This is a genomic window from Verrucomicrobium sp. GAS474, assembly GCF_900105685.1.
Lineage (GTDB): Bacteria > Verrucomicrobiota > Verrucomicrobiia > Methylacidiphilales > GAS474 > GAS474.
Genome location: NZ_LT629781.1, coordinates 1,364,478 through 1,389,395, shown reverse-complemented (window position 1 = coordinate 1,389,395; position 24,918 = coordinate 1,364,478). Strand labels below are relative to the sequence as shown.

Genomic DNA, 24,918 nt, shown 5'->3' with positions numbered 1-24,918 from the left:
TAGCGGGACTCTCTTGAATAGCGGTTTTCGATGTTCGGGCAAGCGATTTTCGCCTGCTCTCTTTGTTTTTTCGTTTTTGGCGATTCATCCCCAGGCTTGCCCCGGAGATTCAACGGTGGTTTTCTTGAAACCGCTCTCTTTGCCTCTCTCCTTATGAAACCGGCCCCCCGCCGCATCCCCGACCTGGGCACGCCCCCCTCTTCCTCTCCCTCGCCCGGCCAGGGAGGGCCGGGGGGACCGAATGCCGCGATCCTGAAGCTCCTGGGGGACGACGACACCTCGATGGTCCACCTCGTGATGGAGCAGCTCCTCGCCGACAGCAAGACGGCGCTCCCCCGGATCGAGACGCTCCTCCACGAGGCCGATGCCGCCGACGCCTCGGGGCAGGCGGCGAAGGAACTGCGCCGCGCCCTGCGCGAGCTGCGCGGGCAGGAACGCTTCGAGGCGCTCCGGCTCCGCTGCGCCCGGATCGTGACGCTGGAGGAGTTCGAGGAGTTCTGCTGGCACGTCGCCCTCTGCGGCAATCCCGCCGACCCGACGGCGACGGTCGACACCGCCCGCTCCCGCCTCGACGCCTGGGCCGCCCAGGTCCGCGAGCAATTGCGGCCGCAGACGAAGGCCGCCTCGCCCCTCTCCCAGCTGGAGGCCCTCCGCACCATCCTCGCGGAGGAGGGGGGGCTGCGCGGGAACGCCGACAATTATTACGACCCGAAGAACAGCTTCCTCGACCGGGTGATCCTCTCGGGCCGGGGGATCCCGATCTCGCTGACCGCCGTCTACCTGCTCGTCGGCCGCCGCGCGGGGATCCTCGTGGAGCCGATCGGGATGCCGGGCCATTTCCTCGCCCGGATCGGGACGCTCTACCTCGATCCCTTCCACGAGGGCCTCGCCGTCGACGGGGAAGCCCTCCGGGAGATGGTCCGCCGGAGCGCCTCGGCCGCCGACGCCCCGGAGGAGGCCCGCCATGCCCTCCGCGCCCTCGCCCACCCGATGCCCCTCGCCCTCATGGCGCGGCGGATGGTGGTGAACCTTGTGAACATCTACGAGGAGCGCGAGGAAGAAGCGGCGACCGAGGCCCGCTGGCGGCAGGTCCTCCGCTGGATCGAGGAGGGGATCGATCCCTCCCTGCGGAGCCAGGAACACGACCGGCCCGGCAGCCGCGGCCACCTCGACGAGGACGGGAACCAGACGGAGAGCGAGAACGATTCCGACGACGACGACGGCGATGATAAGGAAGAAGGGGACATGCTATGACGGGGATCGGCCATCGTGACGCCGCCTGATTCCGGCCTTCCCGTCGGTTCGGATCGCCCCTCCCCTCCCCTCTGGGCCTTCGTCCTCGGGCTGGCGGCGCTGACCTTCGTCGCCTACCTCCGCGCCCTCGGCTGCGGCTTCACGAACTTCGACGACGACCTCTACGTCACCGCGAACCCGCGCGTCCTCGCGGGGCTCAGCCTCGACGGGATCGGCTGGGCCTTCGGCGGCTGGTACGGCGGCTTCTGGCAGCCGCTGGTCTGGATCTCGTACATGCTCAACGTCGCCCGGGACGCCGCCGGGCATCTCGACCCGTTCCCCTTCCACCTCACCAACGTCCTCCTCCACGTCGGGAACACCGTCCTCCTCTTTCTTCTCCTCCGCTCCCTAACGAAGGGGAAGGCACTGTGGCGGAGCGCCCTCGTCGCCGCCCTCTTCGCCCTCCACCCGCTCCACGTCGAGTCGGTCGCCTGGATCGCCGAGCGGAAGGATGTCCTCAGCACCTTCTTCTGGTTCGCCGCGATGTGGGCCTACACCGCCTATGCCCGGGCGGGGCGGCGGCGCTGGCACTGGTACGGCCTCACCGCCCTCCTCTTCGCCCTCGGCCTCATGGCGAAGCCGATGCTCGTCACCTTCCCCTTCGTCCTCCTCCTCCTCGATTTCTGGCCGTTGAACCGGCTGCCGCTCGACCTCCGCGTCCTCGGCCGCCGCATCGCCGAGAAGCTCCCGTTCCTCCTCCTTTCAATCGCCGCCGCCGCCCTCGCCTTCCAGGCCGTCGCCGCCTACGGCGAGGTCCGGGCCGACGTCCCCTTCGGCGACCGCCTCGCCAACGCCCTCCTCAGCTACGCGGGCTACCTGCGGAAGGCCCTCTGGCCCGACGACCTCATCGCCTTCTACCTCCTCCCCTCGACCTTCCCCGTCTGGGGCGTCCTCGGCTCCTTCTTCCTCCTCGCCGCGATCACCGGCCTCGTCCTCTCCCCGCCCCTGCTCCGGGGCCGCCCGTGGCTCGCCGTCGGATGGCTCTGGTTCCTCGGCACCCTCGTCCCCGTCATCGGCATCGTGAAGAGCGGCTACTACGCCATGGCGGACCGGTACACCTACGTCCCCCTCGTCGGCCTCTTCGTCATCGCCGCGTGGGAGCTGGCCGCCTTCGCCCGGCTCTCCTCCCGCTCCCGGTGGCAGCACCTCGTCGCCGTCGTCGCCGCCTCCCTGCTCCTTCCTCTCCTCCTCGCCCTCTCGGTCATCCAGATCGGGCAATGGCAGAGCAGCGTCACCCTCTTCACCCGGATGCTGGAGGTGGGGCCGGACCACTCCCTCGCCCACTTCAACCTCGCCACCGGCCTCCTCGAGCAGGGCGACCTCGCCGGGGCCGAGTACCACTTCCGCCGCTGCCTCGCCCTGCGGCCCGACTACGCCGACGCCCGCAACCTCCTCGCCCAGACCCTCCTCCGGCTGGGACGGCCCGAGCCCGCCCTCCGCGAGGCCCAGATCGCCAGCCGCCTCGCCCCGCGGAACTTCGACACCCACCACACCGTCGCCGTGGCGCTGAACGCCCTGGGCCGCCGCGACGAGGCGATCGTCGAATTCCGCAACGCGACCCTCCTCGCCCCCGGCTACCCGGCCCCCCACCGGAACCTCGCCCTCCTCCTCCGCCAGGCGGGCCGGACCGCCGAGGCCCGCGCCGAGTTCGAGGCCGCCCTCCGCATCGACCCCCGCGACGAAGGCTCCCGCCGCGCCCTGCAGGAGATGGCGTTGCCATTGCCCCCCTCTTCGCCTAAGCCAGATTCCAAGCCCCCGACCGTCCACCGATGAAAAAGAAGAAGATTTCCGCAGCCGCCAAGCCCGCCCCGTCCATTCCCCCCGGAAACCCGGTCGAGCTCTCTTCCTCCGCCGCCACGGCCACGGCGGTCCTCCCCCCCTCGCGCTTCAGCCCGACGCAGGTCGCCATCGGCCTGGCCCTCCTCACCTTCCTTGTCTACTTCCGCGCCATCTGCAACGGGTGGACGAACTTCGACGACAACGTCTACGTCACCGAGAACCCCGACACCCTCCGGGGGCTGACGTGGGAGAACATCGTCTGGGCCTTCAGCACCTGGCACGCCGCCTTCTGGCAGCCCCTCGTCTGGCTCTCCTACCAGGCCGAGGTCTCCCTCTTCGGGACCAACCCCCATTTCTACCACTTCACCAACGTCTTCTGGCACGTCCTCGACACCGTCCTCCTCTTCTTCCTCATCCGCACCCTCACCGGCACCCTCTGGCGGAGCGCCTTCGTCGCCGCCCTCTTCGCCCTCCACCCGCTCCACGTCGAGTCGGTCGCCTGGATCACCGAGCGGAAGGACGTCCTCAGCGCCGGCTTCTTCTTCGCCTCGATCCTCACCTACGCCCTCTACGCCCGGGCGAAGAAAGGGGAGCGGACCGGCCTCTACCTCGGCACCCTCGGCCTCTTCGTCCTCGGCCTCATGGCGAAGCCGATGCTCGTCACCTTCCCCCTCGTCCTCCTCCTCCTCGACTTCTGGCCGCTGAAGCGCCTCTCCCTCGCCTCCTTCCTCCTCGCCGTCGCCACCATCGTCGTCCCCGCCCTCGGCATCGGCATCGCCGTCACCTTCCCCCTCGACGCAGGCGGCATCCTCGGCCTGCCGCTGATCCCCCTCGGCCTCGCCATTCCCTTCTTCAACCGGAGCGTCCGCCGCCCCCTCCTCGACAAGGTCCCCTTCATCCTCCTCGCCACCGTCGCCGCCTTCGTCGCCGTCCACGCCGTCGCCGACTACAACGACCTCCGCCCCCTCTCCGCCTATCCCCTCGACATGCGGATCAAGAACTCGATCGAGAGCTACTGCGCCTACCTCGGCAACCTCTTCTGGCCCTCCGACCTCATCGCCTTCTACATCTACCCGACCGTCTTCCCCCTCTACGTCGTCCTCCCGGAGGCCCTCCTCCTGATCGGCATCACCGTCGTCGCCTTCCGCGAGGCGCTCCGGGAGCGCCGTCCCTGGCTCCTCGCCGGGTGGTTCTGGTTCCTCGGCACCCTCGTCCCCGTCATCGGCATCGTGAAGACCGGCTCCTTCGCCCGCGCCGACCGCTACACCTACATCCCCCTCGTCGGCCTCTTCATCATCGTCGCCTGGGGCCTCGCCGAAATCGCGGGGAGCGACGCCCGGCGGCGGAAGATCGCCGCGTGGGCGGCCTCGGCGATCGTCGCCCTCCTCTCCCTCCTCACCTTCGTCCAGATCGGGCAATGGGAGGGGACCATCCCCCTCTTCACCCGGATGATCGCCATCGGCGGGACCGAGAACGCCCTCGCCCAATACAACCTCGGCCTCGGCTACTACGACGCCCAGAAGCAGGAGCCGAACCCGGAGAAGGCCCGCCTCCTCCTCCAGCAGGCCGAGGGCCGCTTCCGCGAGGCCTTCCGCATCCGGCCCGACTACTGCCAGGCCCACAACAACCTCGGCATCGTCCTCATGCTCCTCGGCCGGAACGACGAGTCGTTCCAGAACTTCGAGATCGCCGCCCGCCTCGACCCGACCCACGTCCCCGCCCTCGACAATTTCGGCCACGGCCTCGTCGAGCGGGGCCGCTACGCCGAGGCCATCGCCGTCCTCAGCCGCGCCCTCGCCCTCGCCCCGAACGACACCCGGGCCCACTTCTCCATCGGGGACGCCTACGCCCTCAGCAACCGCCCCGCCGAGGCGATCCCCCACCTCGCCTACTTCCTCGCCGTCAACCCCGGCAACCTGGAGGCCCGCCGGAAACTCGGCCTCCTCTACTCCCAGACCGGGAATGCCGCCGGGGCGGCGGAGCAGTTCGGCATCGTCGTCTCCCAGAACCCCGGCGACGCCCTGATGCGGAACAACTACGGCTTCCTCCTCCTCCGCGCGGGCCAGACCGCCGAGGCCGAGGCCCAGATCCGCGAGGCCATCCGCCTCCAGTCGGCCATGCCCGAGGCCCACAACAACCTCGGCATCGTCCTGAACGCCCAGGGCCGGAAGGCCGAGGCGGCGGTCGAGTTCCGCGAGGCCATCCGCCTCCGCCCCGATTACGCCGACGCGAAGGAGAACCTCGCCCGGGCGACGAAATAAAGATTTCCCCGATTTCCCTAAAGTCGGCGCGCGGAACGCCGATGATAGTTCCAGCATGGATGCTATCAACCGCCGCAGGCTCGAATTGGAAGGATACCTTGATCTGGAAATGTGGGACGAAGTCCAGCTCCTGATCGAGGAATTCGTCGACGCAATCCCCGACAACCCCGTCGTTCTGGGCGTCCTCGCGACGTTCGGCATCGGGGTTGAATTCATCGGCGATGCGTGCCACGACGCCTCCTTCCCGGCCCGCCGGCTGCCGGTTGCCCATGTCACCGCCGCGCTCCTACCGGAAGAGGGATCTTCCCGCGCATCGGTGACGGCGACGCCGGCCCCCTCCGTCCTCCGGACGGAGTCTCCCGTGCCCCACACCGCGTAACGAACCCGCCACCCTCCCCCCCTGGGGGGCCGGGAGGGTGTTTGCAAGGCGTTTGCGAACTTGAACCGGCGCGGCGAAAGGCCGATAGTCGATCCATGCCCTCGCTCCGCGAATCCCTGATCGAACTCATCCGGCGCACCTCCACCGAGGTCCCCGACGACGTCAACCGCGTCCTCGTCCGCTCCCTCGAGGAAGAGGAAAAGCAGACCACCGCCGAGTACGCCCTCCAGATCATCCAGAAGAACATCGAGCTGGCGAAGAACAAGTCCCAGCCCCTCTGCCAGGACACCGGCGCCGTCATCTTCTACGTCCACATCCCCGTCGGCTTCCGCGAGAAGACCTTCGTCGACGAGGCCCGCCTCGCCGTCACCGAGGCGACGAAAAAGGGCTACCTCCGGCAGAACTCGGTCGACTCCCTCACCGGGAAGAACGACGGCACCAACGTCGGCCCCGGCGCCCCCTACTTCTACATCCACCAGTGGGGCCGCCCCGAGATCGAGGTGAAGCTCGTCCTCAAGGGCGGCGGCTGCGAGAACGTCGGCGCGCAATACTCCCTCCCCGACGAGCGGATCGACGCCAACCGCGACCTCGACGGCTGCCGCAAGGCGATCCTCGACGCCGTCATCCAGGCCCAGGGCAAGGGCTGCGGCCCCGGCGTCCTCGGCGTCACCATCGGGGGCGACCGCTCCACCGGCTACGCCCTCAGCAAGGAGCAGTTCCTCCGCAAGCTCGACGACGCGAACCCCGAGCCGAAGCTCGCCGCCCTCGAGGCGGAAATCGTCGAGACCGCGAACCGCCTCGGCATCGGGCCGATGGGCTTCGGCGGGAAGACAACCCTCCTCGGCTGCAAGATCGCCACCGCGAACCGCGTCCCCGCCTCCTACTTCGTCAGCGTCAGCTACATGTGCTGGGCCTTCCGCCGCCAGGGCGTGATCCTGAACCCGGACGGAACGAACATCGAGGAGTGGCTCTATTAACCCCCCACGGACCGAAGCCATGAAAAACCTCACCATCCCCCTCTCCGAGGAAACGACCCGCTCCCTGAAGGTCGGCGACCTCGTCTCCCTCACCGGGACGCTCTACACCGGCCGCGACGCCGTCCACAAATACCTCCACGAGGGCGGCGCGCTCCCCCCCGAGGTCCGCTTCAAGGACGGCGTCCTCTACCACTGCGGCCCCGTCATCCTGAAAGACGGCACCGGCCCCATCGGCTACCGCTGCTCCGCCGCCGGCCCCACCACCTCGACCCGCGAGGAGCCCTATCAGTACCAGGTCATCCGCGACTTCGGCCTCCGCGCCGTCATCGGCAAAGGGGGCATGGGGGAGAAGACCGCCGCCGCCTGCAAGGAATACGGCTGCGTCTACCTCCACGCCATCGGCGGCGCCGCCCAGGTCTACGCCGAGGCGATCAAGCAGGTCACCGGCGTCTACTTCCAGCAGGAATTCGGCAGCCCCGAGGCCATCTGGGAATTCCAGGTCGAGGGCTTCGTCGCCACCGTGACCATCGACGCCCACGGCAACTCCCTCCACCGCGACATCGAAGCCAGCTCGACCGCGAAGCTCGCCGAGATCCAGGCGAAGGCAGCCAAACACTAAGCCCGAGCGCGACGATGAAAATCCACGCTCTCTCTCCCTTCATCGTCCTCGGGCTCCTTTCGGCCCTTTTTCCGGGTTCCGGCCATGCTGAAACGGCGCCGCCCTCTCCGCAGGCCCTCCTCGAGCAGGCCGTCGCCGATTTCCCTCCCGATAGCGCCTACCACATGGGACCGTTCGGAGGGAATTTCCGCCTCGCCGCCCCACCCGAAAAAAAGAATATCGACGGCATCGGCACTGCTTGGAGGGCCGATTACGTCCAGACCCTCCTGGCACCGAAAAACGTTTCGCAACGAGCCACTCCCATACCCGATCCCGCCTCCCTCAACGAGGCCCAACGTCACGAGGCCTTCGATCAAACCGACAATCACGTCATCCTCTGGATCGTCCCCGACAGCACCCTCTCCGACGCAAAAAAGATCGAAACCGCGCTGCCGCCCGGCGGCCCCTGCGCCGCGCCTATCGAGACGGCGCTGATCGGCCAAAAGAAAGGCTATGTCTGGTACGCCCAAGCTCCCGCGTCGGTTTGGATTACGCTTCAACAAAAGGGTTTTGAAAACGGAGACGATCCCTTCGCCGCCGCCGTTCATGACGTCATCTTCTCCCGCGAGTCCGATTACCGGTATGCCGGACGATTTCGCTCCCTCTCGTTCCAATTCCTGGAAGAGAGCGGTATCAAAGCCTTTCCCGCCCTCCGGGACATGGCCGAGAAGCAGAGGGATAAAATCGGCGAAAACGATCTCTACTGGCTCTTTTCCATCGCAGGCAAGATACCAAAACCCGAAGTCACCGCCTGGCTGCTCGAAAAAGCGCGTTCCGACGATCCGGCCATCGCCCGCCACGCTTTGGGAGGCCTCCTGGGCGTTCTTCGTCCCGAAGCCGAACCCCTCTACCTCGACGCCCTGCGTCGGGGAGAACCGGCCCAGGGCTTCCTGTACGGACTTCGAGCCCTCGCAAGTTCCCACCTCGCCGAGGCTTACTCCTTAGTCCGGGTGCGAAATCTGAATAAACCCACAGCGCTTCAGGATAATACATTCTCGGACTACCGCGAGGCCGTTCTCGGGCCGAAAGCCGACAAAGGCTGGACCAATCCGCCCGAGCTCGCCGGAGCCGAAAAGGCGATCCGAGAAGGACTCGCCGAAAAGAACACCGAAAAGATCGAGCAAGGCCGCACCGCCGTCCTGGCCTGGCCCGACGGGGACGCCGCCCAATTGACCGCCCTCAACCTGATCATCGCGATAGGAAAGGGAAACTTTCAGGGACGGGAGCAACAGCGGCTCGGCTATGCCATACTGAGCGAGCTCCGGGTCCGGAACGGCGAAACCGCCGTCTCTCTTCCCCCCGAACTCGCACCAAAACAGCCCTGAGAAGCGATTTGAGTCCTCCGCCATTCGCGAGTAGGGTTTCCTGATGTCTTCCGACGCCCTCCCCGACCTCTCCGGCCTGAACCTCACGATCAACGAGGTCTTCCACAGCATCCAGGGGGAGAGCACCTTCGCGGGGCGGCCCTGCCTCTTCATCCGCCTCACCGCCTGCGACCTCCGCTGCACCTACTGCGATACCGAGTACGCCTTCTACGAGGGGAACAAGCGCCCCGTCGCCGACCTCCTCGCCGAGGCGCTGGCCCATCCCTGCCAGCTCGTCGAGGTGACCGGCGGCGAGCCCCTGCTGCAGAAGAACGTCCATCCGCTGATGACCGCCCTCTGCGACGCCGGGAAGACCGTCCTCCTCGAGACAAGCGGCGCGCACGACATCGGCCCCGTCGATTTCCGCGTCCACCGGATCATGGACCTGAAATGCCCGTCGAGCGGCGAGAGCGGCCGAAATCTCGCCGCCAACCGCCCCCTCCTCACCGCGCGGGACGAGGTCAAGTTCGTCGCCGGGACCGAGGAGGATTGCCTCTGGGCGCTGGCGCAGATCCGCGACGGGCTGAAGGAAAACGGCGGCGACGGCTGGCCGCAGCGCGTCGCGGCGATCCTCTTCTCCCCCGTCTTCGGGAAGATCGACCTCCGCTTCCTCGCCGACACCCTCCTCGCCGCGCCCTTCCCCTCCGCCGTCGCCGAGAAAATCCGACTCCAGGTCCAGCTCCACAAGCTGATCTGGGAGCCGACCGCCCGGGGAGTCTGATGCCCGACGAGCTGCCGCCTCCGTCGCCCACCCCCGCTCCCGCCCCGGCTGCGGCATCCCAGCCGGAGGCGGAAACAAAGGCGGAGGCGGCAGCCCCGCCCCATCCGCCTCCCCTCGATCTCGAGGCCCTCCTCCCGATGCCGCAGGGAAAGGGCCTCGGCCACGTCGCCGACAAGTGGCGGCTCCCGCCCGGCCCGGTCAACACCTTCCTGATCCTCCTCTCCATCGTCGGGATGATCGGCCTTTCCCCCTCCCTCTTCCGCTTCGCCCTCGCCCCCGCGCCCGAGGACGGGACGGTCACCTCCCTCTTCCCGTACGGCATCCTGCTGCGGCTCATCCTCTTCCTCGCCTGCCTCGGCTTCTTCTGCGGCGCGGCGGGATTCCGCTTCGCCCACTGGCTCGCCGGAAAGATCACCGACCTCATCTTCGGGACCCACGACGGATGACGCCCCCGCTCCTCCTCCACACCCCGGGCCAGATCGCCGCCTTCGCCCGGAGCGGGGCCGCCCGGGGCCGCCGCTGCATCGTCATCGACCAGCTCCGCGCCACCTCGACCATCGTCACCGCCCTCGCCCACGGCGCGCGCCGCGTCCTCGCCGTCGCCTCCCTCGAGGAGGCCCGGCAAATCAAGGCAAGCCTTCCCGACGCCCTCCTCGCCGGGGAGCGGGGCGGCCTCCCGCCGGAGGGCTTCGATCTCGGGAACTCCCCCCGCGCCTTCACCGTGGAGCGGGTCACCGGCCGCGACATCCTCCTCACCACCACGAACGGGACCCTGGCCCTCCTCGCCTGCCGGGGCGCGGCCGCCATCCATCCCCTCTCCCTCCTCAACCTCGCCGCCGTCGCCGACCAGATCGCGGGCCATCCCGAGCTTCCGCTGGCCCTCCTCTGCGCCGGAACGGGCGAGGGCTACGCCCTCGAGGACGGCCTCGTCGCCGCCGCGCTCCTCGCCCTCCTCAGCCTCGATCCCGCGTTCGAGAGCCATCCCGCCGCCGCACCGTTCCGCGCCTGGGGCGTTTCCGCCGCCCTCCTCCGCCGCACCGCCAACGGGCGGAACCTCGTCCGGATCGGGCTGGAGGAAGACATCGCCTTCACCGCGCGGCGGGACCATTTTCCGATTGTACCGGAAGGGCGGATCGGCGAAGTTGGGACCGGCGACGGCACTGTGACCGCCGTCGAAATCACGCCCCCCTCATGAGCTCCGAAACGTCCGAGCCTCCCCTTCCGAAACCGGCCAAGGCCGATCCCGACGCCGGGCTCCTGAAGCCCGACATCCTCCGTCCCTTCGACTGGAAGGAACTCTTCGGCAACGACCACCCCGTCGCGCTCGACCTCGGCGCCGGGGACGGCGGCTTCGCCCTCGCCTACGCCCAGGCCCGGCCCGACCTCAACGTCCTCGCCGTGGAGCGCCTCCTCGGCCGCGCGCGAAAGATCGCCCGCCGCGCCGCCCGCCAGAACGTGACGAACCTCCGCGTCCTCCGCCTGGAGACCCGCTACGTCATGGAGCGGATGTGCCCCTTCGCCAGCGTCGAGGAGATCCACATCCTCTTCCCCGACCCGTGGCCGAAACGCCGCCACTGGAAGAACCGCATCCTCCAGACCGATTTCCTCGAGATCGCCGCCCGCGCCCTCCCCGCCGGGGGCCTCTTCCGCTTCGTCACCGATCACCCCGGCTACAGCGAATGGGCCGCCGAGGTCTTCGCGAGCACCTCCCTCCTCGGCCCCCTGCCGAACGCCGCCGAGCAGAACACCCGCTATCCCCACACCGACTTCGAGGCGATGTTCCGCGCCGAGGGGAAGCCGATCCACGCCCACCTCTACGAGCGCCGCCTCGCCTCGTCGGCCTCGGCCCAGATCGCCGGGGAAGCCCCCCTCCCTCCCTCATGATCCGCCTCGACATCCCCGGCTTCCGCCGCCTCGCGCTCGACCACCTCGTCCTCGATTACAACGGCACCCTCGCCGTCGACGGCGTCCTGATCGACGGCGTCGCCGAGGCGCTCCGCGACCTCTCCGCCACCCTTTCGATCCGCGTCCTCACCGCCGACACCTTCGGCCTCGCCGCGCAGCAATTGGAGGGCCTCCCCGTGACGCTCGACATCCTCCCCCTGGAAAACCAGCAGGAGGCGAAGTGGGAGCGCCTCATCGGCTACGGCGGGCTGAACTGCGTCGCCATCGGCAACGGCCGGAACGACCAGAAGATGCTCCGCGCCGCCGGGATCGGCATCGCGCTGATCCAGCGGGAAGGCGGGGCCGCCGAGACCGTCGCCGCCGCCCACCTCGTCTCCACCTCGATCCTCGACGCCCTCGACCTCCTCGGAAATCCGAAGCGCCTGATCGCGACCCTGCGGAGCTGAGTTTCTACTCTAGGGTTTCACCTCGAATTTTCCCGTGGGGCTCCCCTGCACGAGGGCCTTCGCGTCGAGGAAGGGGCCGGAATTCAAGACCACGTTGTCCTGCACCGTCACCCCGTCGCTCTCGGTGATCCAGTAGAGCGCCTTCTCGGGGACGCCGACATATTTCCCCCGGTCGGAGGGATGGCGCATCGGATTGACGAAGCGGTTCCCCCGGAACGCGACCCCCTGCGCCGAGGCGACGACGACGTTCGGCCCGTCGATGTTCTCGAACGTGTTCCCCTCGACCGCGATGTTCCGGTGGCCTCCGGGGAGGGGCGCATAGCGGCCCTTCCTCCATTCCGCGATCGTCAGCGCCCCCGCCTCGAACCAGCCGTTCTGCCCGGCGACGCAGACATCGCGGATCGTGTTGTTCCGCAGCGTCACGTTGCGGGAATAATCGGACTGGGGCCACGACTCCATCTCGGGCGCGAGGGCGATCCCCGCCATCGTCGTCCCCTCGACAAGGCACTCCTCGACGAGGCCGTCGGGCGCGTTGAGGAGCATGCCGCGCGCCCGGTTGTTCCGGATCGCGCACTTCCGCACCACGTACCCGCCGCCCGCCGCGCTCCCGTTGATCGCCAGCCAGCCGAGGCGGGGCGGGCGGGCGGGCGGCGCGGTGAGGGTGATGTTCAGGTAGACGATGTCGGCAGCGTCCTGGAAGGTGGAGAACGGCGCCGGGATCGGCTGCCGGGGCGTGTAGCCGGAAAGCTTCCCCACCGAGGCGATCGTCCCCTCGGCTCCGAGGGCCCCCGCCTCATCGTAGAAGTGGAGGACATCCCCGGGCCGCCCCGCGATGCCGAAGGCCGCATCCCCCTGCCGCACCGCGAGGACGACCGAACTCCCTCCGCCCCCCATGACCAGCGTCTGTCCCCCGTGGATCGGGACGCCGTCGTCGTCCATGTGGGAGAAGGCGCACCCCTCCAGCGTCGGCCCCTTGCGGACGCTGTTGCTGTGGAAGGCGTCGGCGTTCGAGGCGAGGAGCGGGATCTCGGTCGCCCCCGTCGGGGCCGGGCCGCGCTCGACGGTGTAGCGATAGAAATTCCCGCCCTCCCCGGCATATTCCGAGACGCAGAACCCCGACGCGCTCTGGAACGTCATCCCCTCGAGCCGCATCTTCCGGTCGTTCTGGAGGAAGAGATCGGGCGCGATGTTCCCCCGCCACGCGACGGGATCGCCGACCGCGATCGGATACCCGGCCCGGAGCGCCTCCTTCAACGTGAAGCGGTAGACCCCTTCGGAAACCGGCTCGAAGGAGGCGAAGTCGAGGTCGTCGGCCCCGCGCTTCCATTCCCGCGTCGCCGGATCGAAGAGATCGAGCCAGCCGCTCCCCGAGGCGAAGTAATAGGACGCATCGCTCAGGTCGGCGGGATAGCCCGCCGCGATGCGGACATCGACGGTCAGCCGGTCCTTGCCGATCGCCGTGACGGAGCCCTGCGAGGAGGGCGTCGGATCATGCCGCACCGTTCCGCCCCGCAGCGTCACCCCGTCGCAATCGTCGAACCGCGCCCATCCCGTCACTCGGTCGCCGCAGAGGAACGTCGCCCCCGTCATCACGATCTCGACGTTCTTCAGCCCCTTGAAATAGAGCGACGCCTCGGCGTCGGCGGCGCGGCTGCGGAGGTGATAGGTGCCGGGCGGGATCGTCACCTTGGCGGAGCCCTTGAGCACCGCGTCGGCGATCAGCCGCTGCAGCATCGCCCCGTCGTCGGGAGCGGAGGAGGCACCCCAAGCTCCCAAGGCACCCAGCCCCCATCCACCCAGAAGGCATCCCGCCAAAATCACGCGCCGCATGCCTCCTCATACCCCTTTCCCTGGCCCAAGGCGAGTTTGAGGATTGAGGCGCTCCCCCGGGAGGGCTAACGTCATCCCGTCATGGCCGCCACCTTCCCCCTCCTTACCGATTATCACGTCCACACCCCCCTCTGCGGCCATGCCGAAGGGATGCCCCTCGAGTACGTCGCCGCCGCCCGCGCCGCCGGCCTCGCCGAGATCGGCTTCTCCGACCACAACCCGATGCCGACCCAGTTCGACGACTGGCGCATGGCCCCCGACCAGCTCCCCCTCTACCTCTCGATGATCGACGAGGCCCGGCGGGCGACCCCCGACCTGCCGATCCGCCTCGGCCTCGAGTGCGACTTCATCCCCGGCTACGAGGACCACCTCCGCCGCCAGGCCGAGGCCGCCGATTGGGACTACCTCATCGGCTCCGTCCACTACATCGCCCCCGGCTGGGACGTCGACAACCCCGTCCACCTGAAGCGCTTCACCGAGCGGCCCGTCGACGAGATCTGGGATCTCTACTTCCAGGCCTACGCCCAGATGGCCCGCTCCGGCCTCTTCGACTTCCTCGCCCATCCCGACCTCGTGAAGAAATTCGGCCACCGCCCCGCGGGCGACCTCTCCCGCTTCTACGTCGAGACCCTCGACGCCATCGCCGCCAGCGGCGTCGCCATCGAGCTGAACACCGCCGGCCTCCGCAAGGAAGTAAAGGAAATCTACCCCAGCCGCCAATTCCTCGAACTCGCCTTCGAGCGCGGCATCCCCGTCCTCATCAACTCCGACTCCCACAAGCCCTCCGAGATCGCCCACGCCTTCGGCGAGGCCCTCACCCTCGTGAAGGAGGTCGGCTACACGAGCGTCGTCCGGTTCGAGAAACGGAAACGGATCGCCGTGGCGATCTAGCGCAATTAGCCAATCAGGCGCATGCACCCTCTCATTCGCGCCTTTCTGGAATGGGCTTATTCCGATCGCTTCGTCACGTTCCAAAGCGCCTATTCGTTAGATGAATCAGTCCGCCGACTTCAGGACCGGGTAAAGCCGGAGGGGCTTTCCTCGCTTTTCAAGGAAGGCATCATCGGTTGGGTAAAGCCTCGCACGGTTCGACTTCGTCGACGCATTCCTCCTTTTCCCGACAATAGCATCACGATTTTCGTGGGTCGTTTCGAAAAAGACGAAACGGGCGTCTTTTTAAAGGGCCGCTTCACAACCTTCCTTTTGATCCGTCTCTTCGGCACACTCTGGTTGAGCTTCGCGGCACTCTGGACGCTGCTAGCCGTCTTGGTAGCCAGCAAAATGCATCGAGACTTGGCTCCCACATCTCAAGTCATTGTGCCTCCTCTTATGGGAGTCTTCATGTGCCTGATAGGCACCCTCTTTTTCCGTTTCGGATGGAAAGCCTCTCAAAAAGAGATACTGAAGCTCTCCAGCCCTATTCAGGAAGCCCTCAGCGGCCCGTCATCCCGAAGGATCGACGCGACGGCCCCGCGCTAACCATCTAGGCAATCGACACCACCCCCCTTTTGGGCTACGCTCGCCGCACCATGCGCGCGAAGACCATCGCCTTCATCAATTTCAAGGGCGGCGTGGGGAAGACCGCCACCGTCGTCAACCTCGGTGCGACGATCGCGAAATACCACGGGAAAAAAGTCCTCATCGTCGACCTCGACCCCCAGTGCAACTCGAGCCTCTGGCTCCTCGATCCCGAGGTCTGGCGCGAGCACGTGAGCGACCTCACCCGCTCCGCCTACCAGATCTTCGACGACCACATCGTCGGCACCCATCACTTCGATTTCGAGAAGGCAGTCCTGCGCGGCGTCCCCTACTCGAAGGACGGCGGCTTCTCGATGCTCTCCCATCTCGATCTCCTCCCCGGTTCCGTCGAGCTCCTCCGGCTGGAGGACCGCCTCCACCAGAACCGGACCGCCCCCTACTTCAAATACCTCCACCAGACCCTCCGGCCCTACCAGAACGACTACGATTATATCTTCCTCGACTGCGCGCCGAACCTCTACTCGATCACGAAGAACGCCCTCTTCGCCGCCGACTACTGCGTCGTCCCCTACGTGCCGGACTACCTCTCCCTCTCCGGCTTCGGCATCCTCGCCGACGAGGTGGAGAAATTCTACGAGAGCGTCAGCGGCCACCTGCAGGGCCGGAAGCGGCCGAAGATCGCCGCCCTCATCGTCAGCCACTACCGAAAGATCGGGGATGTCTTCAAGCACGCCGTCAATGAGCTGGAGCAGATGGCCATCGCCCTCCGCGCTTCCGATCAGATCCATCGGAAAACCGTCATCCTCGAACCCTACATCCGGCACGACGTGAAGGTCGCCGAATCGACCAGCGAACACCTTCCCGTCGTCCTCCACGCCCCCTCCTCCATCGGCTCCCAGGATTACGCCGATCTCGCCGTCAACTTCCTGAACCACTTCGAGAACCTTTGACCGACACCCCATGAGCTACAGCGAACTCTCCGAACGCCTCTCCGCCCTCGCCATCACCGTTCGGGAACACCAGAACCGTCTCGAGGGCAAGCCCCTCGCGACCTCGGCCCGGAAGCTCAACACCGCCCTCGCGAACTTCGAGAAAGTCCTCCACGACTTCTTCGACGGCAACGGCCCCGGCATCCGCGAGCTGACCGACCTCCTGAAATCGCCCCAGGCGAGGAACCACCTCAAAGGCCCCGGCCTGAAGATCGCCTTCCGCGACCTCCTCGACAAACCGCTCCCCGAGGGAACCCCGGCCCGGGCCAAGGCGATCTTCCTCGAGAAAATCGCCAAAAAGGAGAAGGGCGAGGAAGCCGTCGCCTACCTCCGGGAATTCTTCCTCAAGGCCGCCGCGCCCGCCTCGATTCCGAAGGAAAAGGAGGCCTTGCAGAAGGAATTCGTCCGCCTGGGCGGCCTCGACGACACCGACCTCGAGCTCGAATTCGAAAAGCGGTGGAAAAAGCTTACCGACCTCAAGAAGCTCGCCACCGCCAACGGCATCACCATCACAGCAAAGACCTCGAAGGAACGGCTGATCGACCATATCGTCCACTACGCCCGCCGCGCCCACAGCAATGTCGGCCCTCGTTAGCGCAGGCTCCTTTCGCCGTCGCCTGCTCGAACGGACAATCGAGGACGTCCTCTTCGCCTATCCCTACCTCGTCTCTCCCGGCCTATCCCGGCCCGAACGGCAGGAAGTCCTGGGCAAGAACTCCCGCAGCGACCTCGCCTTCTACGAGGGAAAGCAGGCGACCGTCGTCGAGATCAAGCGGAACGCGGCGGGCCTCCCCGCCCTCCGCCAGCTGGAGCGCTACGTAAAGGAAAAGACCCGGCAGGGCTTCGAGGCGAAGGGCATCCTCGTCGCCGCCTCCTTTACTCCGTCGACGCTGAAAGCCGCCGCGAAGTCGAAAGGCCGCCTCGCTTGCCGCCGCCTCCACGATGAGGTGCCGGTCGAGATCACGATTTGCAAGAAATGCCGCAAGGCCCGCGACCGCCGCATCGCCGCCTGCCCCGACGACAAGAGCCGCGAGACGCTGGGAACGCCAGGCCGGGCTTAGAGCTTAACCCCACTCCCTAGCGAATGACCCCACGCTCCGAAGCGCGGATGAAGGCGAGGAGATTCTTGATCTCGTCGGTCGGCTCGCATTCGGACTCGATCCGGGCGAGGGCCTGGGTGGTGTTCAGGCTTTCGTCGCAGAGGAGGCGGTGAGCCTTGCGGAGGATACGGACGCTCTCCTCGGAGAAGCCGCTCCGCTGGAGGCCGACGGCGTTGAGGGAGCGGACCTCCGCCGGGTTCCCGTCGGTGATGAAGTAGGGGAGGGCGTCCTGGACGATCTTCGTGCACCCGCCGAGCATCGCGTGGCGGCCGATGCGGCAGAACTGGTGGATCGCCGTCACCCCGCCGATGACGACGTGGTCCTCGACGGTGACGTGGCCGCCGAGAGTGGCGTTGTTCGAGAAGATGCAGTGGTTCCCCACCTTCACGTCGTGGGCGAAGTGGCAGTAGGCAAGGAAGACGTTGTCGTCGCCGATCACCGTCGCGCCGCCGGGGGCGGTGGCGCGATTGGCGGTGACGAATTCGCGGAAGGTGTTCCGCGCGCCGATCTTCAGGTAGGTCGGCTCATCCTTGTATTTGAGGTCCTGGGTCCGCTCGCCGATGGAGACGAAGGAATAGAAGACATTGTCGGGACCGATCTCGGTCTTCCCGGTGAGGGAGGCGTGGTGGCCGACGCGGCAGCGGTCCCCGAGGACGACCTCGGAGCCGATGACGGCGTAGGCGCCGACCTCGACGCCGACGCCGAGGCGGGCCCCCGGCTCGACGACGGCGGTGGGATGGATGGCCATGACTCTGATGCTTCCTTGCGTCCTGCGATTGGAGAGGAAACTAGCCGTCGATCAGGGCGAAGACCATCTCGGCCTCGCTGACGACCTGGCCGTTGACGAGGCACTGGCCGCGCGCCTTGCCGATCTTCGAGCGGGACTTCGTCAGCTCGACCTCGATATGGAGAACGTCGCCGGGCATGACGGGGCGGCGGAACTTCGCCTTGTCGACGCTCATGAAGTAGCCGAGGCGGCCCGCATTCTCCGCCTGGCGGAGCATGAGGATGCTGGCGACCTGGGCCATCGCCTCGACCTGGAGGACGCCGGGCATGACGGGGTGGCCGGGGAAGTGGCCCTGGAAGAAGGGCTCGTTGATCGTGACGCTTTTCTGGCCGACGGCCTTGTTTTCCCCGTCGAAGCCGAGGATCCGGTCGACCATGAGGAAGGGGTAGCGGTGGGGGAGGATCTTCATCACCCCGTTGATGTCGAGGCCGCCCTCGCCGGAGGGGATGTTCTCCACCGGCATGAGCTGGGAGAGGTAGTTGCGATACTGCTTCCAGATCGCCTTCGCGAGCTCGACGTTGAGGCCGTGGCTCGGCTTCGAGGCGACGATGTGGGCCTTCAGCCGCTTCGGGAAGAGGGTGAGGTCGCCGACGATGTCGAAGATCTTGTGCCGGACGAATTCGTCCGGGTAACGGAGCGGCTCCTTGCTGATAATGGAGTCGCCCTTGATGACGATGGCGTTGTCGAGGCTGCCGCCCTTGATCAGGCCCTTGTCGAGGAGGGGCTGGACTTCCTCGTGGAAGACGAAGGTGCGGGCGCGGCCGAGGTCGCGGGAGAAGTGGGCCGTGTCTTCCTTCCAGTGGAGGAACTGGGTGTGGCTGCCGGTGTGATTGGCGTTCGTGCAGGTGACCTGGAAGGTGTCCGAAGGCCAGGCGGCCATGTGGGCGCCGTCCTTCCCCTCGACGCAGACCGGCTCGCGCAGCTCGTAGAAGGAGACCTTCGCCTCCTGTTCCTCGATCCCGGCCTCGGCGATCGCGTTGACGAAGAGGGAACCGCTGCCGTCGCCGATGGGGGCCTCGTTGGCGTCGAGCTCGATCACCGCGTTGTCGATCCCGTTCCCGCGCAGGGAGGCGAGGACGTGCTCGACGGTGTGGATCTTGACGTTCCCCTCGCCGAGGGTGGTGGCCCGCTCGGTCGTCTTCACGCCGTCGATGTGGACGGGGACGGTCGGCTCGTCGGGGAGGTCGACCCGCTTGAAAACGTAGCCCGTGTCGGGGGCGGCCGGCTTCAGGGTCAACGTGACCTTGTTTCCCGTGTGCAGGGCGGTTCCCTGCACCGTCACGTCCTTCTTCAATGTCTTCTGATTCACCGGCGGCATCGGGGGATTAGAAAAGGTTTGGCGAGGTTTGGCAAGCGGGTATCTTTCTCTCCAGCAATGGCCGACTTCCACGACCTCCTCCGCGTCGAAAACCTGACCGTCGATTTCGCGTCGGAAGGGCGGTCCCACCGCGCCGTCGACGGCGTCTCCTTCACCATCCCCTCCTCGAAGACCGTCGCCGTCGTCGGGGAGAGCGGGAGCGGGAAGAGCGTCACGGCCCTCGCCCTCACCCGCCTCCTCCCCGCCTCGGCGAAGATCGGCGGCAGCCTCGCCTTCGAGGGGCGGAACGTCCTCACCGCCTCGCCCGAGGAGCTCCGCCGCCTGCGCGGGGGCCAGATCGCCTACGTCTTCCAGGAGCCTTCCACCTCCCTGAACCCCGTCTTCACCATCGGGGAGCAGATCGCCGAGGCGATCTCCCTCCACCGCCGGGGCCTCTCGCGGAAGCAGGTCGCCGAGGAGGTCGTCGCCTCCCTCGCCCGCGTCGGCATCCGCGATCCCGAGACCCGCCACCGCGATTATCCCCACCAGCTCAGCGGCGGGATGCAACAGCGGGCGATGATCGCCATGGCCCTCGCCTGCCAGCCGAAGCTCCTCATCGCCGACGAGCCGACGACCGCCCTCGACGTCACGATCCAGGCCCAGATCATTGACCTCCTGCGCGACCTCAAGGCGAGCCTCAACATGTCGATCCTCCTGATCACCCACAACTTCGGCATCGTGAAGGGCTTTGCCGACGAGGTCGTCGTCATGTTCCGGGGGAAGATCGTCGAGCACGGGCCGACCGCCGAGGTCCTCGAAAACCCGCAGCACCCCTACACGAAGGCCCTCATCGCCTGCGTCCCCCGCCTGGGCCAGAAGCGGGAACGGCTCGTCACCATCGACCACTCGACCCTCTCCTCCTGATTCCATGAGCGCGCCCCTCCTCCCCGCCGACGACAAGCCGCTCCTCGAGGTCGTCGGCCTCAGCGTCCGCTATCCCGTCCGGGGGACGGGCTTCTTCGGGCGCGGAGCCTCGACCTTCACCGCCGTCGACAACGTCTCCTTCCGCGTCCACAAGGGCGAGACCGTCGGCCTCGTCGGCGAGAGCGGGAGCGGGAAGAGCACCATCGGCCGCGCCATCGTTGGCCTCGCCCCCATCGCCCGGGACCAGGGGGAGATCCTTTACAAGGGCACCCCCATCGCGAACCTCCCGCCGCGGAAGTTCCTCCCCTTCCGCAAGAAGATCCAGATGGTCTTCCAGGACCCGATCAACTCCCTCAACCCCCGCCACACCGTCTTCCAGATCGTCGGCGAGGCGCTCGAGATCCACTTCCCCGCGATGAAATACGGGCAGCGCCGGGAGCGCGTCGCCGACCTCCTGCTCCAGGTCGGCCTCAACACCGACCACCTCGACCGCTACCCCCACCAGTTCAGCGGCGGCCAGCGGCAGCGCATCGGCATCGCCCGCGCCCTCGCCGTCGAGCCCGACCTCATCATCTGCGACGAGCCCGTGAGCGCCCTCGACGTCTCGGTCCAGGCCCAGATCGTGAACCTCCTCGCCGACCTCCAGGACCGCCTCGGCCTCGCCTACCTCTTCATCGCGCACGACCTCGCCGTCGTCGAGCACCTCAGCGACACCGTCCTCGTCATGAACCGGGGGAAGATCGTCGAGGCCGCCGATGCCGAGACCCTCTACCGCGACCCGCAGAACGAGTACACGAAGCGCCTCCTGGCCGCCGTCCCTTCTCTCTAGTTTTTTGAACACACCTCCCGACTATCTCGACAGCGAAGGCTGGCTGCGCCCCGAAATCCTCGCCACCCTCGACGCCGAGGGGACCGACATCCACCGCCTCTGCACCCCCCTCGGCGCGCCCGAATCATGGGTCGAGCGGTACGGCAACGACCTCCTCATCTGCTCCCGCGACCAGGGCGAGGGCGACGCCCTCCTCGCCGCCTTCCGCCGCCACCGGGACGAGTACGTCGACCACGGCTTCGCCGTCGCCCGGATCTTCCTGAAGCCCCTCCGCCAGCGGCCCGACAACACCCCCTTCGCCCTCCTCGACGGCGACGCCGCCGCCAGCCGCGTCACCACCTGCCGGGAGCTCGGCCTCCGCTACAAGATCGACCTCGGCGCGGGCTACTCGACCGGCCTCTTCATGGACCAGAGGGCGAACCGCCAGTTCCTTCGCTCCCTCAAACCGAAGCGGCTCCTCAACCTCTTCTCCTACACCTGCGCCTTCAGCCTCGCGGCGGCGGCCGAAGGGGCCGAGACGGTGAGCGTCGACGTCGCGAAGAAGGCCCTCGATTGGGGCAAGGAGAACTTCGCCCTGAACCAGATCGCCGGGACGAACAAGTTCTACGCCGACGACGTCCGGGACGTCCTCCGCCGCCAGCAGGCCCGGGGCGAGACCTACGACGCCATCGTCCTCGATCCCCCCACCTTCGCCCGGAACAAGCAGGGCAAGGTCTTCCGCATCGAGGACGAGCTCGCATCGCTCATCGAGGCCGCCCTTCCCCTCCTCGCCGCCGACGGCTACCTCCTCCTCTCGACCAACTGCGAGACCCTCCCCGCCGAGGCGCTGATCGCCACCGCCCTCGACGCCGGGCGGAAGAGCCGCCGCCCCGTCGCCCCCGTCCCGGCCCTTCCGCCCCAGGGAGACATCCCCGACGGCCACGGCGCGCAGACGGCCTGGGTCCGCCGGGAGTGATCGGGCAATCCTCGATCAATTTTTTTTTGAAAGTGCCGATATAGGGTATAGTAGTTTCTACCTACCCCCCACTCCCCCCCCCATGAAGGAAACCCCCTTTCTCGACAAAGAAGAAGCCTCGACGATCTCGACGCTCCGCCAGGTCTCCTTCTTCAGCCACCTGGAAGACCGCCACATCCGGGAGATCTTCAAGATGAGCCGCCTGCGGCAGTTCGATCCGGGCGAGGTCGTCATCCCCGAGGGGGTCTACGACACCTACGTCTACGTCCTCCTGACCGGCGAAGTCGAGGTGCGGAAGAACAACGCCTCGATCACCCGCCTCCACAAGACGGGCGACATCTTCGGCGAGCTGGCGATCATCAACTACGAGCCCCGCTCCGCCAGCGTCTTCGCGATGGCGAAGACCTCATGCCTCGCCATCGACGCCGCCTTCCTCGACAGCCTCCTCCCCCACGACCGGGACACGATCTACGCCGTGGTCTACAAGATGTTCGCCGAAATCGTCGCCAACCGCCTCCGTGCCACCAGCACCGAACTGGCGGCGACCCGCGAGGAAGTCATTTTCCTCCGCGCCCAACTCGCTCAATACCAACGCCAGCACGAAGCGTTGAAGTAGGAAAGGGACGGCTTCCCCGCCAACCGGACGAGATACATTATATAATGTAGTTCTTGAGTTAACGGGGAAACGGGTTTAGGCATAATAGGCATAGGAAACGCTTCACCTTGGTTCCCTGCCGTGAAAGAAACCCCCGTTCTTGAATCGCCGAGCTCGATCATCGAGACCCTGAAGCAGGTCTCCTTCTTCCCGTCGCTGGAGGACCATCAGATCATCGAGATCTTCCGCCAGAGCCGCGTCCGGAACTTCGACGCCGGGGAGACCGTCATCCCCGAGGGGGCCTACGACACCTTCATCTACATCCTCCTCACCGGGATGGTCGAGGTGCTGAAGCAGGGCCACCTCCTCGCCAGCCTCACCCGGACGGGCGACATCTTCGGCGAACTGGCGATCCTGAACTGCGAGTCCCGCTCGGCCAGCGTCGTCACCCTCTCGAAGACGAGCTGCCTCGCCATCGACGCGACGTTCCTCGAGAACCTCCCCCCGAGCGACCGCGACCCGGTCTACGCCATCGTCTACCGGACCTTCGCCGAGATGGTCTCCCACCGCCTCCGGACCACGAGCGACGCCCTCGCCGAGACCCGGATGGAAGTCGCCCGCCTGCGCGACGATCTCGCCAAGCGGTGAGGCGGCAGGCATAGTCGCCCCCGCGTGACCGTCTGGTTCTCCTTCCCCGATTTCTTCCTCTCCTTCGCCGCCCTGCTGCTGGAGGGGATCCCCTTCCTCCTCCTCGGCGCCCTCGCCTCCCTGGCGGTCGAGCTCTTCCTCCCCGCCTCGTGGCTCCGCGCCCTCCTCCGCCTCGGCCCCCGCGCCGGGATCGCCGTCGGCTGCGCCGCCGGGTTTGTCTTCCCCCTCTGCGAGTGCGGCGCGCTCCCCGTCGTCCTCCGCCTCGTCCGCAAGGGAGTGCCGCTGCGGACCGCCGCCGCCTACCTCTTCGCCGCCCCGCTCGCCAATCCCTTCAGCATCGCCAGCACCTGGCTTGCCTTCCGCACGCAGGAACCGTGGAAGATCGTCCTCCTGCGCCTCGGCATGGGCCTCCTCCTCGTCCTGATCCTCGTCCTCTGGATCGGCAGGCAAAAGAGCGGCGAGGTCCTCCGCCCCGGCCTGGGGGAGGAACCCGAAGCGCCTGAAACGCCCCCCCTCCCGGAGAGCGAGCCCCTCGCCGCCTGGCAGCGCCGCCTCCGCGCCGCCCTCGGTCCGGCGATCGACGATTTCCTCTCCGTCGCCCTCTACCTCGTCCTCGGCGCCGCCGTCGCCTCCTTCCTCAACACGAGCGTGAACCGGGAATGGCTCGCGGCCCTTGCGGGGAACCGGTGGCTCGCCCCCGTCGCCACCGTCGGGCTGGCGCAGCTCCTCTCCGTCTGCAGCACCACCGACGCCTTCCTCGCCGCCGCCCTTCCCCAGTTCCCCCTTCCCGCCCTCATCGCCTTCCTCGTCGCCGGGCCGCTCTTCGACCTGAAGCTCCTCTGGGTCTACCAGGCCCTCTTCACCCGCCGGGTCGTCTTCGGCATCTGGCTCCGCGTCACCGCTGGCGCCATCGCGCTGGGCTGGCTATATTCCCTCTACTCCTCTCTATGGCCCCGCTCCTGATTTTCCTCCGCCGGATGTTCCTCCCCCTCGTCCTCGGGACGCTCGGGACGGGGCTCCTCCACGCGTGGCTCTCCGGGCAGGTGACGACCCTCCTCCATCCGCTCCTCCATCCCCTCGTCGCCGGGGGCGGGATCGTCCTCCTCCTCGCCGCCTTCCTTTTCCTTCTCTTTCCCCTTCCGCCCCGCCCGTGGTGGAAGTCGGGACGGGACGCCCTCCTCGCCGCCGCCCTCGTCCTCGCCCTCGCGGCGGCCCCCGGCTCCTTCTCCTCCCTCGCGCTGGCGAACCGCGCCTCCGCCGATCCCGGGGCCGTCCTGCGCGGCAAGGCCGAGGCCGACGACGAGCCCTTCGCCTGGAAGCCCGATTCGACCGGCGCGATCCCCCTCGAAGTCACCGACCTCTTCATGGCCGTCGGCCTCCCGAAAAGCGTCGCCGCCTTGGAGGGAAAGAAAGTACGCCTCATCGGCCAGGCGACGCCGGGGGCGGGATCGGGCCAGTCAGACGGCTCCTTCCGTCTCGTCCGTTTCCTCATGTTCTGCTGCGCCGCCGACGCCCAGCCCCTCGCCATGTCGGTGCGGGGAGCCGAGCCCGAAGGGCTGGCGAACATGGGCTGGGCCGAGGCCGTCGGCACCGTCCACTACGAGGATTCCAAGGTCACCCCCGGCAAACAGGAACCGGTCCTCCTCCTCGAAACGGCCAAGGCGATCCCGGAGCCGAAGGAACGCTTCCTCTACTGAATTGA

General features: G+C 67.4%; 27 protein-coding genes. 24 read left to right on the top strand and 3 right to left on the bottom strand.

What is annotated here, in order from left to right; translation table 11 throughout:
- Nucleotides 1-153: 153 nt before the first annotated feature.
- The 12 genes from BLU04_RS05695 to BLU04_RS05645 all read left to right on the top strand — a co-directional run bounded on the left by BLU04_RS05695 (nt 154) and on the right by BLU04_RS05645 (nt 11,783).
- Nucleotides 154-1,254 carry a transglutaminase-like domain-containing protein gene (locus tag BLU04_RS05695; protein WP_157895149.1) on the top strand — a complete coding sequence of 367 codons (1,101 nt, stop codon included), beginning with the start codon at nt 154-156 and terminating at the stop codon, nt 1,252-1,254.
- A 15-nt stretch (nt 1,255-1,269) separates the two neighbouring features.
- Nucleotides 1,270-3,066: a tetratricopeptide repeat protein gene (locus BLU04_RS05690; protein WP_093283333.1), complete on the top strand. Its 1,797-nt coding sequence runs from the start codon at nt 1,270-1,272 to the stop codon at nt 3,064-3,066.
- Complete coding sequence (locus tag BLU04_RS05685) at nt 3,063-5,333, top strand: tetratricopeptide repeat protein (RefSeq protein ID WP_093283331.1); 2,271 nt, start codon at nt 3,063-3,065, stop codon at nt 5,331-5,333. The genes BLU04_RS05690 and BLU04_RS05685 overlap by 4 nt, the downstream gene beginning before the upstream one ends.
- Nucleotides 5,334-5,442: 109 nt before the next feature.
- On the top strand, nt 5,443-5,712 hold the full coding sequence (locus tag BLU04_RS05680; RefSeq protein ID WP_093283328.1) for a hypothetical protein: 270 nt from the start codon (nt 5,443-5,445) through the stop codon (nt 5,710-5,712).
- Between the two features lie 95 nt (nt 5,713-5,807).
- Nucleotides 5,808-6,689 (top strand): fumarate hydratase, encoded by an 882-nt coding sequence (locus BLU04_RS16920; RefSeq protein WP_231964902.1) that lies wholly within the window; start codon nt 5,808-5,810, stop codon nt 6,687-6,689.
- Between the two features lie 19 nt (nt 6,690-6,708).
- A complete protein-coding gene (locus tag BLU04_RS16915) occupies nt 6,709-7,308 on the top strand; it encodes a FumA C-terminus/TtdB family hydratase beta subunit (protein ID WP_231964901.1) in 600 nt (199 codons plus the stop codon).
- 14 nt (nt 7,309-7,322) lie between these two features.
- On the top strand, nt 7,323-8,672 hold the full coding sequence (locus BLU04_RS05670; protein ID WP_093283325.1) for a hypothetical protein: 1,350 nt from the start codon (nt 7,323-7,325) through the stop codon (nt 8,670-8,672).
- A gap of 43 nt (nt 8,673-8,715) precedes the next feature.
- On the top strand, nt 8,716-9,432 hold the full coding sequence (locus BLU04_RS05665; protein ID WP_093283323.1) for a radical SAM protein: 717 nt from the start codon (nt 8,716-8,718) through the stop codon (nt 9,430-9,432).
- The gene (locus tag BLU04_RS05660) at nt 9,432-9,878 is read left to right on the top strand and encodes a hypothetical protein (RefSeq protein ID WP_093283321.1); all 447 of its coding nucleotides are present in this window, start codon (nt 9,432-9,434) and stop codon (nt 9,876-9,878) included. Before BLU04_RS05665 ends, BLU04_RS05660 begins: the two co-directional genes overlap by 1 nt.
- The gene (locus tag BLU04_RS05655) at nt 9,875-10,627 is read left to right on the top strand and encodes a 2-phosphosulfolactate phosphatase (RefSeq protein WP_093283319.1); all 753 of its coding nucleotides are present in this window, start codon (nt 9,875-9,877) and stop codon (nt 10,625-10,627) included. Before BLU04_RS05660 ends, BLU04_RS05655 begins: the two co-directional genes overlap by 4 nt.
- Entirely contained in the window at nt 10,624-11,316 is a 693-nt protein-coding gene (gene trmB, locus BLU04_RS05650; RefSeq protein WP_093283316.1) for a tRNA (guanosine(46)-N7)-methyltransferase TrmB, read from the top strand. The genes BLU04_RS05655 and trmB overlap by 4 nt, the downstream gene beginning before the upstream one ends.
- Nucleotides 11,313-11,783: an HAD hydrolase family protein gene (locus tag BLU04_RS05645; protein WP_093283314.1), complete on the top strand. Its 471-nt coding sequence runs from the start codon at nt 11,313-11,315 to the stop codon at nt 11,781-11,783. Before trmB ends, BLU04_RS05645 begins: the two co-directional genes overlap by 4 nt.
- Before the next feature lie 9 nt (nt 11,784-11,792).
- On the opposite strand, the gene BLU04_RS05640 is transcribed toward BLU04_RS05645, so the two are convergent.
- A complete protein-coding gene (locus BLU04_RS05640) occupies nt 11,793-13,559 on the bottom strand; it encodes a right-handed parallel beta-helix repeat-containing protein (protein WP_157895147.1) in 1,767 nt (588 codons plus the stop codon).
- A 135-nt stretch (nt 13,560-13,694) separates the two neighbouring features.
- Here BLU04_RS05640 and BLU04_RS05635 point away from each other — a divergent pair, with 135 nt between their 5' ends.
- From BLU04_RS05635 to BLU04_RS05615, 5 genes are read left to right on the top strand one after another with little or no spacing between them, the layout of a single operon-like run.
- Nucleotides 13,695-14,504, top strand: a complete 810-nt coding sequence (locus tag BLU04_RS05635; RefSeq protein WP_093283309.1) for a histidinol-phosphatase HisJ family protein — start codon at nt 13,695-13,697, stop codon at nt 14,502-14,504.
- 21 nt (nt 14,505-14,525) lie between these two features.
- Nucleotides 14,526-15,092: a hypothetical protein gene (locus tag BLU04_RS05630; RefSeq protein ID WP_093283306.1), complete on the top strand. Its 567-nt coding sequence runs from the start codon at nt 14,526-14,528 to the stop codon at nt 15,090-15,092.
- A gap of 50 nt (nt 15,093-15,142) precedes the next feature.
- Nucleotides 15,143-16,042: a ParA family protein gene (locus BLU04_RS05625; protein WP_093283304.1), complete on the top strand. Its 900-nt coding sequence runs from the start codon at nt 15,143-15,145 to the stop codon at nt 16,040-16,042.
- A gap of 10 nt (nt 16,043-16,052) precedes the next feature.
- A complete protein-coding gene (locus BLU04_RS05620) occupies nt 16,053-16,676 on the top strand; it encodes a hypothetical protein (RefSeq protein WP_093283301.1) in 624 nt (207 codons plus the stop codon).
- On the top strand, nt 16,660-17,142 hold the full coding sequence (locus BLU04_RS05615) for an endonuclease NucS domain-containing protein (protein WP_093283299.1): 483 nt from the start codon (nt 16,660-16,662) through the stop codon (nt 17,140-17,142). Before BLU04_RS05620 ends, BLU04_RS05615 begins: the two co-directional genes overlap by 17 nt.
- Before the next feature lie 16 nt (nt 17,143-17,158).
- Here BLU04_RS05615 and lpxA read toward each other — a convergent pair whose 3' ends face one another.
- Complete coding sequence (lpxA, locus tag BLU04_RS05610) at nt 17,159-17,929, bottom strand: acyl-ACP--UDP-N-acetylglucosamine O-acyltransferase (RefSeq protein ID WP_093283296.1); 771 nt, start codon at nt 17,927-17,929, stop codon at nt 17,159-17,161.
- A 40-nt stretch (nt 17,930-17,969) separates the two neighbouring features.
- The gene (locus BLU04_RS05605) at nt 17,970-19,286 is read right to left on the bottom strand and encodes a bifunctional UDP-3-O-[3-hydroxymyristoyl] N-acetylglucosamine deacetylase/3-hydroxyacyl-ACP dehydratase (protein WP_093283294.1); all 1,317 of its coding nucleotides are present in this window, start codon (nt 19,284-19,286) and stop codon (nt 17,970-17,972) included.
- A 57-nt stretch (nt 19,287-19,343) separates the two neighbouring features.
- Here BLU04_RS05605 and BLU04_RS05600 point away from each other — a divergent pair, with 57 nt between their 5' ends.
- From BLU04_RS05600 to BLU04_RS05570, 7 genes are all read left to right on the top strand, one after another.
- Nucleotides 19,344-20,189, top strand: coding sequence for an ABC transporter ATP-binding protein (locus BLU04_RS05600; protein ID WP_093283292.1), 846 nt, complete (start codon nt 19,344-19,346; stop codon nt 20,187-20,189).
- A 4-nt stretch (nt 20,190-20,193) separates the two neighbouring features.
- Nucleotides 20,194-21,018, top strand: coding sequence for an ATP-binding cassette domain-containing protein (locus tag BLU04_RS05595; RefSeq protein ID WP_093283290.1), 825 nt, complete (start codon nt 20,194-20,196; stop codon nt 21,016-21,018).
- Nucleotides 21,019-21,022: 4 nt separating this feature from the next.
- On the top strand, nt 21,023-21,973 hold the full coding sequence (locus tag BLU04_RS05590; RefSeq protein WP_093283288.1) for a class I SAM-dependent methyltransferase: 951 nt from the start codon (nt 21,023-21,025) through the stop codon (nt 21,971-21,973).
- Between the two features lie 82 nt (nt 21,974-22,055).
- On the top strand, nt 22,056-22,589 hold the full coding sequence (locus BLU04_RS05585; protein WP_093283285.1) for a cyclic nucleotide-binding domain-containing protein: 534 nt from the start codon (nt 22,056-22,058) through the stop codon (nt 22,587-22,589).
- A 120-nt stretch (nt 22,590-22,709) separates the two neighbouring features.
- Nucleotides 22,710-23,216: a cyclic nucleotide-binding domain-containing protein gene (locus BLU04_RS05580; RefSeq protein ID WP_157895146.1), complete on the top strand. Its 507-nt coding sequence runs from the start codon at nt 22,710-22,712 to the stop codon at nt 23,214-23,216.
- A 24-nt stretch (nt 23,217-23,240) separates the two neighbouring features.
- Nucleotides 23,241-24,179 (top strand): permease, encoded by a 939-nt coding sequence (locus tag BLU04_RS05575; protein ID WP_093283280.1) that lies wholly within the window; start codon nt 23,241-23,243, stop codon nt 24,177-24,179.
- Nucleotides 24,164-24,913 carry a hypothetical protein gene (locus BLU04_RS05570; protein WP_093283278.1) on the top strand — a complete coding sequence of 250 codons (750 nt, stop codon included), beginning with the start codon at nt 24,164-24,166 and terminating at the stop codon, nt 24,911-24,913. The genes BLU04_RS05575 and BLU04_RS05570 overlap by 16 nt, the downstream gene beginning before the upstream one ends.
- Nucleotides 24,914-24,918: the final 5 nt, after the last annotated feature.